12 protein-coding genes are annotated in these 15,615 nt (G+C 53.7%); 10 read left to right on the top strand and 2 right to left on the bottom strand.

Annotated elements, in window-relative coordinates:
* Positions 1 to 165: 165 nt before the first annotated feature.
* A complete protein-coding gene (pckA, locus tag IMCC3135_RS27205) occupies positions 166 to 1,791 on the top strand; it encodes a phosphoenolpyruvate carboxykinase (ATP) (protein WP_088920455.1) in 1,626 nt (541 codons plus the stop codon).
* Positions 1,792 to 1,863: 72 nt separating this feature from the next.
* Here pckA and IMCC3135_RS27200 read toward each other — a convergent pair whose 3' ends face one another.
* The gene (locus IMCC3135_RS27200) at positions 1,864 to 3,474 is read right to left on the bottom strand and encodes a beta-barrel assembly-enhancing protease (protein WP_157736300.1); all 1,611 of its coding nucleotides are present in this window, start codon (positions 3,472 to 3,474) and stop codon (positions 1,864 to 1,866) included.
* A 266-nt stretch (positions 3,475 to 3,740) separates the two neighbouring features.
* On the opposite strand from IMCC3135_RS27200, the gene ilvB reads away from it, so the two are divergent.
* The 8 genes from ilvB (at position 3,741) to cysB (ending at position 11,571) form a co-directional block, all read left to right on the top strand.
* A complete protein-coding gene (gene ilvB, locus IMCC3135_RS27195) occupies positions 3,741 to 5,459 on the top strand; it encodes a biosynthetic-type acetolactate synthase large subunit (protein WP_088920453.1) in 1,719 nt (572 codons plus the stop codon).
* Positions 5,459 to 5,953, top strand: a complete 495-nt coding sequence (ilvN, locus tag IMCC3135_RS27190) for an acetolactate synthase small subunit (RefSeq protein WP_088920452.1) — start codon at positions 5,459 to 5,461, stop codon at positions 5,951 to 5,953. Before ilvB ends, ilvN begins: the two co-directional genes overlap by 1 nt.
* Positions 5,954 to 6,016: 63 nt before the next feature.
* Positions 6,017 to 6,781, top strand: coding sequence for a CDP-alcohol phosphatidyltransferase family protein (locus IMCC3135_RS27185; RefSeq protein ID WP_236994672.1), 765 nt, complete (start codon positions 6,017 to 6,019; stop codon positions 6,779 to 6,781).
* 28 nt (positions 6,782 to 6,809) lie between these two features.
* Complete coding sequence (locus IMCC3135_RS27180; RefSeq protein WP_088920451.1) at positions 6,810 to 7,619, top strand: hypothetical protein; 810 nt, start codon at positions 6,810 to 6,812, stop codon at positions 7,617 to 7,619.
* Positions 7,616 to 8,107 carry a ribosomal protein S18-alanine N-acetyltransferase gene (gene rimI, locus IMCC3135_RS27175; RefSeq protein ID WP_157736299.1) on the top strand — a complete coding sequence of 164 codons (492 nt, stop codon included), beginning with the start codon at positions 7,616 to 7,618 and terminating at the stop codon, positions 8,105 to 8,107. The genes IMCC3135_RS27180 and rimI overlap by 4 nt, the downstream gene beginning before the upstream one ends.
* 47 nt (positions 8,108 to 8,154) lie before the next feature.
* Entirely contained in the window at positions 8,155 to 9,750 is a 1,596-nt protein-coding gene (locus IMCC3135_RS27170; protein ID WP_088920449.1) for a peptide chain release factor 3, read from the top strand.
* 53 nt (positions 9,751 to 9,803) lie between these two features.
* Positions 9,804 to 10,445 (top strand): hypothetical protein, encoded by a 642-nt coding sequence (locus IMCC3135_RS27165; protein WP_088920448.1) that lies wholly within the window; start codon positions 9,804 to 9,806, stop codon positions 10,443 to 10,445.
* Between the two features lie 142 nt (positions 10,446 to 10,587).
* The gene (gene cysB / locus IMCC3135_RS27160; RefSeq protein WP_088920447.1) at positions 10,588 to 11,571 is read left to right on the top strand and encodes an HTH-type transcriptional regulator CysB; all 984 of its coding nucleotides are present in this window, start codon (positions 10,588 to 10,590) and stop codon (positions 11,569 to 11,571) included.
* 37 nt (positions 11,572 to 11,608) lie between these two features.
* On the opposite strand, the gene IMCC3135_RS34320 is transcribed toward cysB, so the two are convergent.
* Positions 11,609 to 11,851 carry a hypothetical protein gene (locus tag IMCC3135_RS34320; RefSeq protein ID WP_157736298.1) on the bottom strand — a complete coding sequence of 81 codons (243 nt, stop codon included), beginning with the start codon at positions 11,849 to 11,851 and terminating at the stop codon, positions 11,609 to 11,611.
* A 397-nt stretch (positions 11,852 to 12,248) separates the two neighbouring features.
* Here IMCC3135_RS34320 and IMCC3135_RS27155 point away from each other — a divergent pair, with 397 nt between their 5' ends.
* Complete coding sequence (locus IMCC3135_RS27155) at positions 12,249 to 15,542, top strand: response regulator (RefSeq protein WP_088920446.1); 3,294 nt, start codon at positions 12,249 to 12,251, stop codon at positions 15,540 to 15,542.
* The last annotated feature ends 73 nt before the right edge of the window (positions 15,543 to 15,615 follow it).

Below are 15,615 nucleotides of genomic sequence, written 5' to 3'. Positions count from 1 at the left end.
CGTAGTTGACGCTCAAGTTGCTGTTTTCATAAGAATTTTGTGCGCTCGTGGGTTTTCCGAGTCGCTTCTGTACAGTATAGTTCCGCGCAATCAAGCCGTTACAGTCAGCACTTGTTTCGGCTCATCGAAAAGCTTAAGCGTTCAACTTTATTCAGGAGCATCATTATGAATCAGACGGCTCGCGTCCTCTCTCCCAGTCTGGATCTGACACCGTACGGTATCCCTACTGTCACGGACATTGTCCACAACCCGACCTATGAGCAATTGTTCCTGGAAGAGACCAAAAGCGATCTGACTGGGCTGGAGTGCGGCACATTGACTCAGTCAGGTGCTATCGCTGTCGATACGGGTGCGTTTACGGGTCGTAGTCCGAAAGACAAGTACATCGTCAAGGACGCTTTGACGGAAGATACCTTGTGGTGGGCTGACCAGGGTGCCAACGACAACAAGGCCATCTCAGAGGCCGTCTGGGAAGACTTGAAAGCGCTGGTATCCAATCATCTTAACGGTAAGCGCCTGTTCGTCGTAGATGCATTCTGCGGCGCTAACGAGAACTCTCGCCTGGGGGTGAGGTTCATTACCGAAGTTGCCTGGCAGGCGCATTTCGTTACCAATATGTTTATCCGTCCTTCGGCTTCGGAACTGGCTGATTTCACGCCTGATTTCGTTGTGATGAATGCCGCCTCGGTTGTCAATGACAAGTGGCAGGAGCACGGCTTGAACTCTGAAAACTTCGTGGCTTTCAACTACACGCAGAAAGTTCAGTTGATCGGTGGCACCTGGTACGGTGGCGAGATGAAGAAAGGGATGTTCTCGTACATGAACTACCTGTTGCCACTCAAAGGCATTGCTTCCATGCATTGCTCGGCAAACGTCGGTGAGGCTGGCGATACCGCTGTCTTTTTCGGTTTGTCCGGTACTGGCAAGACCACGTTGTCTACTGATCCGAAGCGCAAGCTGATCGGTGATGATGAGCACGGCTGGGATGATGACGGTGTTTTCAATTTCGAAGGTGGCTGCTATGCAAAGACCATTCGACTGAGTGCCGAAGCTGAGCCTGACATCTATGGCGCTATCCGACGTGATGCACTACTGGAGAACGTTGTAGTAAACGACGATGGTGTTATTGATTTTGATGATGCCAGCAAGGCTGAGAACGCACGCGTCTCCTACCCGATGTACCACATTGACAATATCGTCAAGCCGGTATCTCGTGCAGGTCATGCCGACAAGGTGATTTTCCTGACTGCTGATGCTTTTGGTGTGTTGCCAGCGGTATCCATGCTGACACCTGAGCAGGCTCGGTACCATTTTCTGGCAGGATTCACGGCCAAGATGGCCGGCACCGAGCTGGGCATCACCAAACCACAACCTACTTTTTCTGCCTGTTTCGGGAAGGCCTTTCTGAGTCTGCACCCAACTCAGTATGCTGAAGTGCTGGGCAAGCGCATGGAGGCCTCCGGAGCCAAGGCTTATCTGGTCAATACCGGCTGGAATGGTTCTGGCAAGCGAATTTCAATCAAGGCAACACGTGCCATTATCGATGCGATCCTCGATGGCTCCATCGAAAACAGCGAAACGAGCGTTGTCCCGGTATTCAATTTACAGGTGCCTACAACCTTGCCTGCTGTTGAATCACAACTGCTGGATCCTCGCAATACTTACGAAGATGCGTCTGAGTGGCAAACAGCGGCAGACAAGCTGGCTCAGTTGTTCATCGACAACTTTGTGCAATTCACTGATACCGAGAGTGGCAAGGCGCTGGTTGCGGCAGGTCCGACAATCGCCTGAGGATAGCTTCCACAAGCTGAAGAAGAGCCATGTCTACGCAGAAATGCGTAGGCATGGCGATCTCAGATTGTGCTAACGCAGGCTGGTCGCCTTGTTACGCAACTCCTTCAAACTGGCCTCCAGCCGCAACTTGTCCTGTGACGCTGCAGGTACTTGCCGCAACGCCAATTCCAGCTGACTGGTGGCACGTCCCAGCTCATCGAGGGCTTCAAAGTAGCGGGCCAGAGATTCGTGGCTACCGGCCTGGTCATCCAGTTGTTCCTGAATGCTTGCCAGCTGACGCCAGGCGAGTGGATCGGGATTGCTGGTATTGCGCAGGTAGTGTGTGGCAACCTGCTTTGCCTGGCCCAGGCGTCTGTCCTGCGTGAGCTGGTCCAGACGCTTTTCAACGATCGAATAGCGTTCAGGGTAAAGCTCTGAAAGTGCCGAAAGTACCGCATCGTCGCTGCGCTGGTTGTTCAGACCGGCGATGTCTGCTCGCAGTAACTCAACCATTGGATTGGCCGAGATCAGCGTGTCCAGTTCCTTCAGGTAGCGTTTGGCATCGTCAGGGCGGTTGGCCCTCTGGTGGATCAGCGCCAGGGCGTAACTACTGCCGACAGTCGGCTTTCTCTGATACTGGGCCAGATAGGTGCGCATCAACTCACTGGAATCGCTGGCGCTGAGCACGGCCAGTCTGGCCCGAAACAGGGCGTAGTCAGGCGAGTTGAGTCGTGCGATATGCGGTTTGTTATCCGCACGGTCTGTGGCTTCGGCAATCCGGTTGTTATCAAGCGGGTGAGTCCGAAGGTATTCGAGCTGTAGATCGGAAGTATTGAGCGAATTCTTTTTGCGCAGAATCGAGAACGATTCGGCCATGGCCCGAGAGTCGTAGCCGGCATTGGCCAGAATTTCGATACCGATGCGGTCAGCTTCGACCTCGTTGCTACGGGTGAAGTTGATGGCTGATTGCTGGCTGGCCGCCAGACCTGCTGCCAGTGCCGCCTGTCCTGCCTGGGGTGATGCCTGCCCGATAATGATGGCCGCCAGTATGGCCGCAGCGGTGCTCAGGGTGGCCCGGTTGCCGGTTGCAAAGGCGCGGGCGTGGTGCCTTTGTGTTACGTGAGCCACCTCGTGGGCCACGACACTGGCGAGTTGTTCTTCCTGACCCATGACGGCAATGAGGCCTGAGTTCACACCGACATAGCCGCCCGGGATGGCAAAAGCGTTGATTTGTGGATCATCAATGAGAAAAAACGTGAAATCCTGTGCATCGCTCTTGCCTGCTGCGTGTGCTAACTGTGTGCCCAGGCTCTGGATGTATTCACTCAGCTGGACGTCCCTGATTATCGGTAGTTGAGAGCGTATCTGGCGCATGAACTGCGCACCGAGCTGGCGCTCTTCGTTGGGCGACAGCGCGTTATCTGCCGGTTCTCCCATATCAGGGAGGTTCTGCTGCGCCATGACGGCAGCGGCGCTGATTGACAGCATGACGCCCAGCAGCAGGCAGCTGCAGCTACGGCGCAGCCAGCCACCGGATCGAGTGACTTTGGCACTGTCGCTGAATGATGGGCAAGAATGTTTCGAATACACGATGTGCTTCAATGTTTTTTCACAGTCGACAGATAGCTGTTCGACAATATGCTGCTTGGTTCGTGCCAATCTATCATGAGCCTCTTTCTGGTCTCCCGTTACCGCTTGCAAGGCGTTATACTCCAACCACGTAAGGGGTTCGACACAATCCGGCACGGCATTCAGCTCAAGTCACACACCCGAATTATCTCTCGTGGTGATATCACAGGCGGTTCAACCCACCACTGCCCATTCGTGACAAGTGCACATTTGTTTGCCAGCCGCCCTCTACAGCGCAATCGTGATGCTAACAGACGTGGGTGATGGCCGTGCGCCACTCACCTCAATTGTCGTCGGCGTCCCTGAATAAAACAAGCGAAATACGAGGACAGAAAGCGGTGGAATTATCCGGTGGTGAGATACTGATCGAAGCGCTCAAAGAAGAGGGCGTGGAATTTCTATTTGGTTATCCAGGTGGGGCTGTGCTGCACATCTATGATGCCCTGTACGAGCAGAACTCGGTCAAGCATATTCTGGTGCGGCACGAGCAAGGGGCAACCCATGCTGCTGATGGTTACGCGCGTGCAACGGGCAAACCGGGTGTGGTTCTGGTGACATCCGGTCCGGGTGCGACCAATGCGGTGACGGGTATAGCAACAGCCTTCATGGATTCAATTCCCATGGTGGTGCTCTCCGGACAGGTAAACAGCCGTTTTATCGGTAGTGATGCCTTTCAGGAAGTGGACTGCGTTGGCATTACGCGTCCCTGCGTCAAGCACAACTTCCTGGTGGATTCACTGGAAAACTTTGCTGAAACCCTCAAGAAGGCGTTTCACGTGGCGACAACCGGTCGTCCGGGTCCTGTTGTTGTGGATATTCCCAAGGATTTTACAGCGCCGGGTGTAACGGTCCCATTCAGTTACCCCAAGACCGTCAACATGCGCTCCTACAGTCCTGCCGAGCAAGGTCATCCGGGTCAGATTCGCAAAGCGGTGGATCTCATCCTGTCTGCCAAACGTCCCATGATCTATTCGGGCGGCGGCGTCGTGCTGGGCAATGCCTCGGCACAACTGCGCGAATTTACCGAAATACTGGGCTATCCCATTACGCAAACCCTGATGGGACTGGGTGCTTTTCCAGCTTCCAACAAACAGAACCTGGGCATGCTGGGCATGCACGGCACCTATGAAGCCAACATGGCCATGCACGATTGTGATGTGCTGATTGCCATTGGTGCGCGCTTTGATGACCGTGTAACGGGTGAAATCGAGAGCTTCTGTCCGGAAGCCAAAATTGTGCATATCGATGTCGATCCGGCTTCGATTTCCAAGAACGTAACGGTTGACGTGCCTATCGTGGGTAACGTTACTCACGTGCTTGACGCGATGATTGCTCTGATCAAAGACACCAGCAAGCGGGCCGATCCTGCCGATATTGCACAATGGTGGGCGACCATCACTCAGTGGCGCAGCACCAACTGCATGGCCTATGAGCTCAGCGATACGCTGATCAAGCCGCAGGCAGTCGTTGAAGCCTTGTCACGTGAGACCAATGGCGACGCCTTTATCTGCTCCGATGTCGGTCAGCACCAGATGTGGGCAGCGCAGTTCTACGGCTTCAACAAGCCACGTCGCTGGATCAATTCCGGCGGTCTGGGCACCATGGGCTTCGGTCTTCCGGCGGCCATTGGCGTACAACTGGCCTACCCTGATGAAGTGGTTGCCTGCGTTACTGGTGAGGCGAGTGTCCAGATGTGTATTCAGGAACTCTCTACCGCTATGCAGTACAGCACTCCCATCAAGGTCATCAGCCTGAATAATCGTTATATGGGTATGGTGCGTCAGTGGCAGGAGTTCAACTACGACAAACGCTACTCGCATTCGTACATGGATGCCTTGCCTGACTTCGTCAAGCTGGCTGAGAGTTATGGGCACGTCGGTATGCGTATTGACAAGCCATCGGATGTTGAAGGCGCTTTGAAGGAAGCCTTTGCCATGAAGGATCGTCTGGTGTTCATGGATTTTCAGACTGATCAGACCGAAAATGTCTATCCCATGATTGAAGCTGGTAAAGGGCATCACGAGATGCGTTTGAACCCTGCACGGGAGCTGGCGTAATGCGTAGGCACGTAATTGCTGTTCTGCTGGAAAACGAATCCGGTGCACTGTCACGTGTTGCTGGCCTGTTCAGTGCTCGTGGCTATAACATCGAGTCATTGACGGTTGCAGCGACGCACGATCCGACTTTGTCACGCATGACGATCGTTACCATTGGTACCGATAGAGTTGTTGAGCAAATCATCAAACAGTTGAACAAACTGGTGGATGTCGTACGCCTGACAGATCTGACGGAAGTACCGTTTATTGAACGGGAAATAATGATGGTCAAGGTGCGAGCGGTCGATTCAGGTCGTGAAGAGCTCAAACGCATGACGGATATTTTCCGTGGACGCATCCTCGATGTAACAGAGTCAAGTTACGTTATCGAGCTGACTGGCGATGATCACAAGTTGTCGGCTTTTCTTGATGCCATCGGGCGGGATAACATCATTGAAGCGGTGCGTTCGGGCGCTACGGGCATTGCTCGTGGTGATAAAAGCCTGAAGCCTTGACACTGAGCGTTCGAGACTGTCGCCGGCAAGGTAAACTGCCGGCTTCAGTGTAAAGAGGTACGGATGATGGTGGAGTCAAGCGAGGGGCGAAAGCGGCCGTCCAGAGGGATATATCTGCTGCCCAATCTGTTTACGACGAGTGCGTTGTTTGCCGGGTTCTACAGCATTATTCTGGCCTATGGAGGGTCCTACCAGAATGCAGGCATCGCCATCATTGTTGCCATGGTGCTGGATGGGGCTGACGGGCGAGTAGCTCGCATGACCAACACCACGACGGCGTTTGGTGCCGAGTACGACAGCATGGCCGATATGATTTCTTTCGGCATGGCACCAGCCTTTCTGATGTACAGCTGGTCGTTGTCCAGTCTGACCGCCGAATACCACGGCCAGCTTGGCTGGGTGTTGGCGTTCGTCTACACCGCCTGCTGCGGTCTGCGATTGGCCAGATTCAATGTGGCTGTGGGAACGGCCGACAAACGCTTTTTTCAGGGACTTGCCTGTCCGTCGGCTGCGGCCGTGCTCGCAAGCTTTGTCTGGGTGATGGATGGTGTGGGTGTCAGTGGGCCAGATGTTGTGGTCTTGGTCGGCATCATGACGCTGTTCACTGGGATCGCCATGGTCAGCACCTTCACCTATTACAGTTTCAAGGATCTGGGAACCAACCGCAAAGTGCCCTTTGCCATGTTGCTGGGCCTGCTCTTGTTGTTTGTGGTGACGGCGGTAGACCCTGGCAAGATGATTCTTATCGCCTCGGCAATCTATGCCTTGTCAGGTCCGGTCTATTATCTGTTCCGTGTCTATCGCAAGCGTACCAAGCACTCGCTCTGAACACGATGCGCTACCAGCAGGTACCCTGATGCGATTCTCGGCTCGACAGCAACAATGTCTGAAAACCATGGGGGTTGTGCCCTGGGTGTCACGGTTCGCCGTCGCACCTGAAGCGATTGAAGTAGCTGAAGTAGCTGAAGTAGCTGAAGTAGCTGAAGTAGCTGAAGTAGCTGAAGTAGCTGAAGTAGCTGAAGTAGCTGAAGTAGCTGAAGTAGCTGAAGTAGCTGAAGTAGCTGAAGTAGCTGAAGTAGCTGAAGTGCGGGTACCTTTGGTAGTGCCTGCGGTTCCGGTTTCGGTGCAGCAGGCCTTTACTGTGCAGCCTCCCGCGTCCATTGCCGAGTTGGGGGCGTGGGCCTTGTCCGGGGCATTGGCACCGATTCATCATCGAGGTTCGGTGTTTCCGGTGCTGGGCGCAGCAGAAGCCTCATTGCTCATCATTGTCCAGCAAGCAGACACCGGCCCGGTAACCGCAGCGCTGGAAGGCGATGCAGCACGATTGTTCGATCTGATGTTGCGCTCCATCAAACTCAGTGGCAGAGACACTCGTCAGTGCATCATGTCAGCCGAACCCCTGGCGACACCCGATATGAGTGTGGCAGGGGCCGCTGTCACACCGCAGACGCGTGCTGTGCTGGTACTGATGGAAACCTGGCCATTTGATGCAAGTGATATCGCTGCTGAGCCACACCGTGCACGTTTGCCAGAGCCGGGGCGGCAACTGCCGATATGGCGCATTGCCCACCCACGACACCTGCTGGAGCAACCGTTGTTGAAACGGCAGTCATGGCAGATATTGAAGTTATTAAGCGCGGAATTGAGCGGAGATATTTCCCTGTGAGTGCCAGTCTATCTGCGGCTGTACCTGTCTTTGCCCCTATGCGTCCCGATCATGTCGCCAATATCGGCATCATGGATCGTCGGAACTACGAATATGCATGGACCGATGGCATCTTTCGCGATTGTCTGAAGGCTGGCTATATCTGTCCACTGATGATGATTGACGACAAGATTATCGGTTACGGTATTCTGCAGATCGGTGCCGATGAGGCACATGTTCTCAATCTGTGTATCGACAAGCCCTGGCAGCGACAGGGTTATGCGCCCATCTTGCTTGAGTATCTGGCCAGTCAGTCAATCGCCAAGCGTGCACACATCATGTTTCTGGAGGTGCGCCCCTCCAATACCAGAGCCGTTGAGCTTTATCAGCGTTCCGGGTTCAATGAGATAGGGTTACGAAAGAACTACTACAACACGCGCGATGGACGTGAAGATGCGCTGGTTATGGCCAGAAATCTGCCCGGTGCCGAGGATCAGTTTTCAAGCTAGGCGAGCGGCGCGGTATACTGCGCGGCTATTTGAGGTAGTAATCTCCCATGGCTGATGCCAGATTGACTAAGGAAATCAACCGGCGACGAACGTTTGCGATCATCTCGCATCCTGACGCCGGCAAGACCACGCTTACAGAAAAGCTGCTGTTGTTCGGTGGTGCCATTCAGCTGGCCGGAACCGTCAAGGGGCGTAAAGCTGCGCGACATGCCACCTCGGACTGGATGGCAATGGAAAAAGAGCGCGGTATTTCCGTGACCTCTTCGGTGATGCAGTTCCCCTATCGCGATCATATTGTCAATCTGCTGGATACTCCGGGGCACGAAGACTTCTCGGAAGATACCTATCGAACGCTGACGGCTGTGGATTCTGCACTCATGGTCATCGATGTGGCCAAAGGGGTTGAGGGACGTACTGAAAAGCTGATGGATGTCTGCCGGCTGCGTACAACGCCCGTCATGACGTTCATCAACAAGATGGATCGAGAGGGGCGCGACCCCATTGATCTGATGGACGAAGTCGAGAGCATGCTCAAAATCCGCTGTGCGCCAATTACCTGGCCTATCGGCATGGGCAAGCGGTTCAAGGGCGTCTATCACCTGCATACCGGCAAGGTCCATTTCTATTCCTCGACTCATGGCGGCAAAGTACAGACCGGAGAAGTGGTGGAAGGTCTGGACAATCCGAAGTTGGATGAACTGCTTGGGGATATGGCCAGAGAACTGCGTGAAGAGGTTGAGCTGGTTCAGGGTGCCTGCAACGAATTTGATCTTGATGCCTATCGGGCTGGCGATCTTACGCCAGTGTATTTCGGCTCTGCCATCAATAATTTTGGTGTTGCAGAATTGCTGGACGATTTTGTCAAGTATGCCCCGGGTCCACAAGAGCGCAACACGGTGACTCGCGAGGTCAAGCCAAGCGAAGAGAAATTCACCGGATTTGCGTTCAAGATTCAGGCAAACATGGATCCCCAGCATCGCGATCGAGTGGCCTTTGTCCGCATCTGTTCCGGCACATTCTCCAAGGGCATGAAGGTGAAGCATGTACGTCTGGGCAAGGAAGTACGCCTCAATGACGCACTGACTTTCATGGCGGCCGATCGTGGGCATGTTGAGGAGGCATTCAGCGGTGACATCATCGGTCTGCACAATCACGGCACCATCCGTATCGGAGATACCTTTACAGAAGGTGAAGATCTGGCATTTACAGGTATTCCCAATTTTGCTCCCGAGCTGTTCCGGCGTGCAGTGCTGAAGGACCCACTGAAGATGAAGGCCTTGCAGAAAGGGCTTAGTCAGTTATGCGAAGAGGGTGCCACACAGTTATTCAAGCCAATGGTAAGCAATGATCTGATTCTGGGGGCTGTCGGTGTGCTGCAGTTCGAGGTAGTTGCTCAGCGTCTGCGGGATGAGTACAAGGTGGAGTGTCAGTTTGAGACGGTAGGTGTGCAGCAGGCGCGCTGGATACGATGTGAGGATGAAAAGATGTTGTCCGATTTCACTCGCAAGCTGGATATGAACCTGTCCATCGATCACTCCGGCGAACTGGTCTATCTGGCGCCTACGCGGGTGAACCTGCAGATGTCTCAGGAGCGCTGGCCGAATGTCGAGTTTCTGGCGACGCGTGAACAGGTGTTCAATTAATTTTTTCGATTTTCAAATAATTTCAATAGTCAGGATATTTCGGTAATTGCTCAATGATTTCATTTAAAACCCAATCACTTTTGACACTGGTTTTTGCAGCATCACTCATGGTGAGTAATGTGCAGGCCGAGTTCATGGGGCTGCCCAGTGGTCGCTCGGCAAGTCCGGCCAATATGTCGGATCTGACTGTCGAGCTGGGTTTCATGACTGGTGATCTGGCTGACAATGATTTTCAGAATATCGGCGCGCGCGTCAATTTTCGTCTCTCTCCTGAAGTCGTACTTATTGGCGATATCGGCGTGAGCGAGTTTGGCAATCGTGATGGCAATCCTGTCGGGTTGGGTCTTCTCTATTTCCTGTCCAGGCAGCGAATCAGTGACAAACTGGATATCGCTGCGAAGGCCAGTTATCACACGGGCGAGTACAGTGTGGGTGGAACCGATACCGACCTGTCAGGTCTGTCGCTGGAGGCTTTGCTGAGTGGCAAGAATCCTCTGGCAGACAGTGGTCTTGGATGGTACGCAAACTTCGGCTATCACCTCCTGAGAGTGAAAAGCGGCAGCAGTGATTCGAGCAATGAGATCGGTATCGGTGGCGGTCTGGTTCTGCCGATCGCCGCCGGTGAAGCTTACGTTGGTGTAGACCTCATCGATGAAGTCACCTTTGGTCTGGGTTTTCGTTACTTCGTGCAGTAAAACCCTTAATCACGCGCAGGAGTCAGACCATGAGTATCCAGACAGATGTGGTAATCATTGGAGCAGCCCCGGTCGGTCTGTTCCAGGTATTCGAGATGATGCATGAGCGGCTCGGCCTGGATACTGAATTGAATCCACAGGCGTGAAGCTGCAGCAATTGCGGTGCATCGTGGCGATGGTGCGCAACAATCTGAATGTCTCCGAGACGGCTGCGTCGCTGCATACCTCTCAACCTGGTGTCAGCAAGCAGATCAAACAGCTGGAAGATGAAGTTGGCGTGCAGTTGTTCGAGCGCAGCGGTCGGCAGATCATTGCCATCACTCCCGCGGGTAAGGACATCATTCCAGTGGCTGAGCGTATTCTTGCCGGAACTGACGATATCCGCAATCTGGGCCGGCAGCATGCCGACCCCAATAGCGGAGAGCTGCGACTGGCGACCACTCATACTCAGGCGCGCTACGTTCTGCCTGCCATTATCCAGTCTTTCGGGGATCGCTATCCCAGAGTCAATATTCATCTGCATCAGGGAACTCCCAGGCAGATGGCGACGATGGTAGAAAGCGGAGAAGTTGATTTCGTTATCGCAACGGAAGGGCAGCACTATTACGACAATCTGGTGATGCTGCCTTGCTCTTACTGGAGTCGGGCAGTGGTGGTCAAGCCAGAGCATGCCCTGTTCAAATTATCGCAGTTAGGCAGTCTGACTCTGGAAGCGCTGGCCAGTTTTCCACTGATTACCTATGTATTCGGGTTTACTGGTCAATCACAGCTGGATAAGGCATTTCGTGCGCGCGGTCTGGAGCCCAATGTTGTCCTGACAGCCGCTGATACCGATGTCATCAAGACCTACGTAAGGTCAGGATTAGGCGTCGGCATCATCGCCCGAATGGCCTATGAGCAAAAACTGGATGCCGATCTCAAGCTACTGGATGCGGGTCATCTGTTTGATCGCAGCACCACGCATATCGGCATGCGACAGCATCGTGAGCTGCGACCCTTCATGTATGACTTTATCGAGCAGTTCGCACCCCACCTGACGACTGAGCGAGTTGATGCCGCTCTTAATGCCCACAGCGTGCGCGAGCGGCAGAAATTATTTGAGGGTGTGGAACTGCCCCAGCTGTAACAAGCTCAACACCGTGAGTCAGCTGAGGCAAAGATGCTCAGGTGATGATGTGGTCTGGCAGCTCAGGACGCGGATCAATGACCGGCGGTGGGTTAGTCACTGGCGGGTCCTGTATAGGGGGCGTAGGCTGGTTGGGCGGAGGTGACGGTGGTGGCTGGTCTGGCGGCACTGGCACTGGTCTTTCGGGGTCAATCTCCGGCGGCTTTGCCGGTGGATCGTCGGGGGGAATGGGGGCCGGATTGCGGTGAGTGTGAATAGCTACGTTTGATGGGTTTTGCATCTGACATTCTCCGTGGTTGGCTGATTGCCATGCCTACTGAGGCAGACTTTTACAACGCCTGCAGTGTATCGACTGCCGCCTCTGTGCTCTGCTGTCTGGTAATTTCTTCAGTGCAGGGACTGTCTCAAGCGTTGTGCACTTGCAGTTTGCCGGGACAAACTGAACGCCTGAGTCGGACAAAGCCGGTTGCCGGGGTAAGTTTTGCAATCTGGGGCGCGCCGTTCTACCTCTGAGGTAGAGTAGTAGGATTCGCGTCTGCACATCGCTCGTTTGATAATCACGACGTGGCCTGAAAATTTTTCGAGATCATGAATAGCTACAGTTCAGAATGGTTCAAGGCCACACACTACGCCGCAATCGCCTGTGGCGTTCCTGTCGTTGATCAGGCAATGGTTGCATGAGTGCATTGATGTCAAGAGAGCTGAATGCCATTGCGCAACGAGTTCTCCTGGAGAAATTCACGCCACAGTGGGCTATCGTCGACGACGATTTTCAGATTCTGGAAAAATCCGCTGATACCTCCGGTTTTTTGAATTCACAGCTCGCCTGCTCAGAGGGCGATATCCTTCAGCAGGTACAGGATTTTCTGCGCTCAGGTTTGCAACGTTTGCTTGTGCAGGCTCGCACGCAGCAGCAAGAAACTCGTGATCACTTTGTTTTGCGGATCAATGGCGATTCGAAGCCTGTCACCCTGACGGTGCAACCTCTATCTGCCGCGGGTTGTGAAGGTGGGTTGTTTATGGTGATAGTTCAGGAATCCGCCGCATTGCTCGACAATGATTTGGCTGAATTGCACACCGGAATCGGCAAGCATTCGCCTGCTTTGCAAAGCGGCTCCGATAAGCCGTCCCGGCAAGCGCCAATAGGAGGTTTGCCGCTGGAGCATGAACTCCGGCTTGCACAGGCTGATCTGGCGGGGACCGTAGAGGAACTGGATACTTCGAAACAGCAGCTTGAGCTCAGTGATAGTGCTTTGCGCCGTGCGAATGATGACCTGGAAAACCTGTTGGTCGGCAGTCAGGCGGCCACGCTGTTCCTGGACGATGAACACCGCGTTTTGCGCTTTACTCCGGCCGTGTGCGATATCTATAATCTGGTTGACGAGGATATCAATCGTTCGATTCTGGATATCTCGCATCGTGTTGATCACATGCCAGTATTACCCTCGTTATCGGAACTCAACGATAGTAGGGTGAATGTGCAGGTGCAAGTACAGACGCACAATGGGCGTTGCTTTCTGCGACAAGTACTGCCATACCGCCGATCTGATAAGCGTCCTGGCGGGATGGTGGTGACCTTCACTGATATCACAGATGCCATGATGGCTGAGCAGTTCACACACAAGGTCATCAACAGTCTGCACAGCTTTGTGGGTGTTTGCACCACCGATGGCACTCTGTTGCAGGCTAACGAATCGGCATTGAATGGTGCGGGCGTCAGCGAAGTGGATGTGTACGGAAGAGACTTCAGAGAAACTCCCTGGTGGGTCGGTTTACCCGAATCTCAACGCTTGCTGGATGGTGCCATTTCGCGGGCGGCCAATGGTGAAGGCTCGCGTTTTGATGTGCAAATCAACCTGAAGGGGAACCAGAAAGCCACCGTTGATTTTCAGATCCAGCCCATGTGTAACCCGGATGGAACAGTGACACACCTGATTCCTTCGGCCATCGATGTAACGCATCGCCGGCAGATGGAGGTGGCACTGGAGTTGGCAGAACTAAAAAGTCGTTCCCTGTTGCAGGAAATAGAAGACATCTACAACAGTGCCCCCATTGGTTTATGCGTGCTTGACAGGAATTTGCGCTGGACTCGAATCAATAAACACCTGGCTGAAATCAACGGCATACCCGCTGAGGATCATATCGGCAAGAGTTTGGGGGAGTTGTTACCGGATATTGCAGAAGAGGCAATACCCTTGTTACGAAGTGTTCTTGAGTCTGGTGAGATTGTCAGAAATATTCCACTCAGCGGAACGACCCCTGCCTACCCGGGTGTCATGCGACATTGGGTCGAGAGCTGGATTCCGGTACGGGGTCAGAATGATGAGGTTACAGGCATCAATATTGTTGCCGAAGAGGTCACCGAGAAACATCAGTCCGAAGAGCGTCTCAAGGTTTTGAAGTTGCAGGCTGAGGATGCGCGTGAGCAGGCTGAGAATGCCAATCGCTTCAAGAGCGAATTTTTGGCCAATATGAGCCATGAAATCCGGACGCCGATGACGGCAATTCTGGGCTATGCCGACCTGCTGGAAAGTCATTTGACTGATCCTGACAATCTTCAGAGTGTCAGGACGATCAAGCGAAATGGTCGATTCCTGATCAGTCTCATCAACGACATACTTGATCTATCCAAAATAGAATCCGGCAAGCTGGAGCTTGAGCGAGTGCATGTCTCGCCAGTGGACATTATCGAACAGACACTGGACATGATGAAGATGCAGGCTGATCGCAAGCAGTTGACACTGGGAGTTGATTACGTTGGCAAGCTTCCCGTAACGCTGGAAACAGATCCAACACGGCTACGCCAGATACTGGTTAATCTGACGGGTAATGCTGTCAAGTTTACTGAGCAAGGCAGTGTCACTCTGCGTGTCGAATATCAGGAAACCCCGGACCCCTGTGTCTTCTTTCATATCATTGACACCGGGATCGGCATGTCTGAAGAGCAGCAAGCAGATGTGTTTGTCGCATTCCGGCAGGCGGATTCTTCCATATCCAGGCGCTTCGGTGGCAGCGGCCTTGGGCTTGCAATCAGTCAGCGGCTCGCCTCTGGTATGGACGGTGAGATATCAATCAAGAGCGAACTGGGCAAAGGCAGTACATTGACCCTGAAGTTGCCAGCAGAAGAGTCGGGGAAATCGGTACTGGTCACGCCACAAATGCGGCAGACCCTCGAGCCCAGCGAGCCGCTGCAGTCCCCCAGAATACCGTATCGATTGCTGGCTGTTGACGATCGTCGTGATGTGCTGCACGTCGTTCAACATATTCTGGAAGATGCGGGTGCCAAGGTCAGCACAGCGTCTGGTGCAGCAGAGGCGCTCAGAAAGGTCAGCAAGGCCAAAATGGCGAGTTCGGGTTTTCAGGCGATCGTACTGGATATGCAGATGCCTGAAATCAACGGCTATGAGGCGGCAACGACGTTGCGCGAGCAAGGCTTTGACGAGCCGATCATTGCGCTGACGGCCAATGCCATGAAAGGGGAGCGCGAACGATGTCTGGCAGCGGGCTGCACTGATTATCTGACCAAGCCCATTGACAGGCATTTATTACTCGAAGCGTTGGCCCGTCATGTAGGAAACAAGGAAAATCTGGCCAGACAGGCAACCCAGCTCAGCCAGCGTATTCTGCTGGTGGAAGATCATGAGGAGTCAGCACGGGTCCTGAAGCGATTGCTGGAGCGTTCGGGTCATACGGTGCATCTGGCCCACAGTGCCGCTCAGGCGATGGCGACACTTGAGTCATTGCAACCTACCGTGGTATTGGCTGATATCGGTTTGCCCGATGAGGATGGTTACACTCTGGTGGCACGGATGCAAAAATTGCCAGTACTGAGTGACTGCGTGTTTGTGGCACTGACCGGCAGCAGTGAGCTGGAGGAGAGTTGCAAAGAGTTGTTTGATCATCATCTGACCAAACCGGTGGAGATTGAACGCTTGCGTTTGTTCCTGAAAAATCCATCGAAAGTTGTGTGAGCCTTCTTGCCAGAGGCGTGTGAAATAGACAGTTTTTCAGGCCCCTTTGGGACACGACTGCTATTTTGGAATT

Origin of the sequence: Granulosicoccus antarcticus IMCC3135 (genome assembly GCF_002215215.1) — a bacterium.
In the GTDB taxonomy this organism is placed as follows: Bacteria; Pseudomonadota; Gammaproteobacteria; order Granulosicoccales; family Granulosicoccaceae; genus Granulosicoccus; species Granulosicoccus antarcticus.
Note: the sequence above shows the minus strand (reverse complement) of the source record. Positions and strands in the feature narration are given on the sequence as shown.

Coding starts and splice junctions, on each gene's coding strand:
- IMCC3135_RS34320 (WP_157736298.1), bottom strand. CDS start 11,851: ATGCAAAACCCATCAAACGTAGCTATTCACACTCACCGCAATCCGGCC.
- IMCC3135_RS27180 (WP_088920451.1), top strand. CDS start 6,810: ATGCGATTCTCGGCTCGACAGCAACAATGTCTGAAAACCATGGGGGTT.
- pckA (WP_088920455.1), top strand. CDS start 166: ATGAATCAGACGGCTCGCGTCCTCTCTCCCAGTCTGGATCTGACACCG.
- ilvN (WP_088920452.1), top strand. CDS start 5,459: ATGCGTAGGCACGTAATTGCTGTTCTGCTGGAAAACGAATCCGGTGCA.
- IMCC3135_RS27155 (WP_088920446.1), top strand. CDS start 12,249: ATGAGTGCATTGATGTCAAGAGAGCTGAATGCCATTGCGCAACGAGTT.
- IMCC3135_RS27170 (WP_088920449.1), top strand. CDS start 8,155: ATGGCTGATGCCAGATTGACTAAGGAAATCAACCGGCGACGAACGTTT.
- IMCC3135_RS27165 (WP_088920448.1), top strand. CDS start 9,804: ATGATTTCATTTAAAACCCAATCACTTTTGACACTGGTTTTTGCAGCA.
- IMCC3135_RS27185 (WP_236994672.1), top strand. CDS start 6,017: ATGATGGTGGAGTCAAGCGAGGGGCGAAAGCGGCCGTCCAGAGGGATA.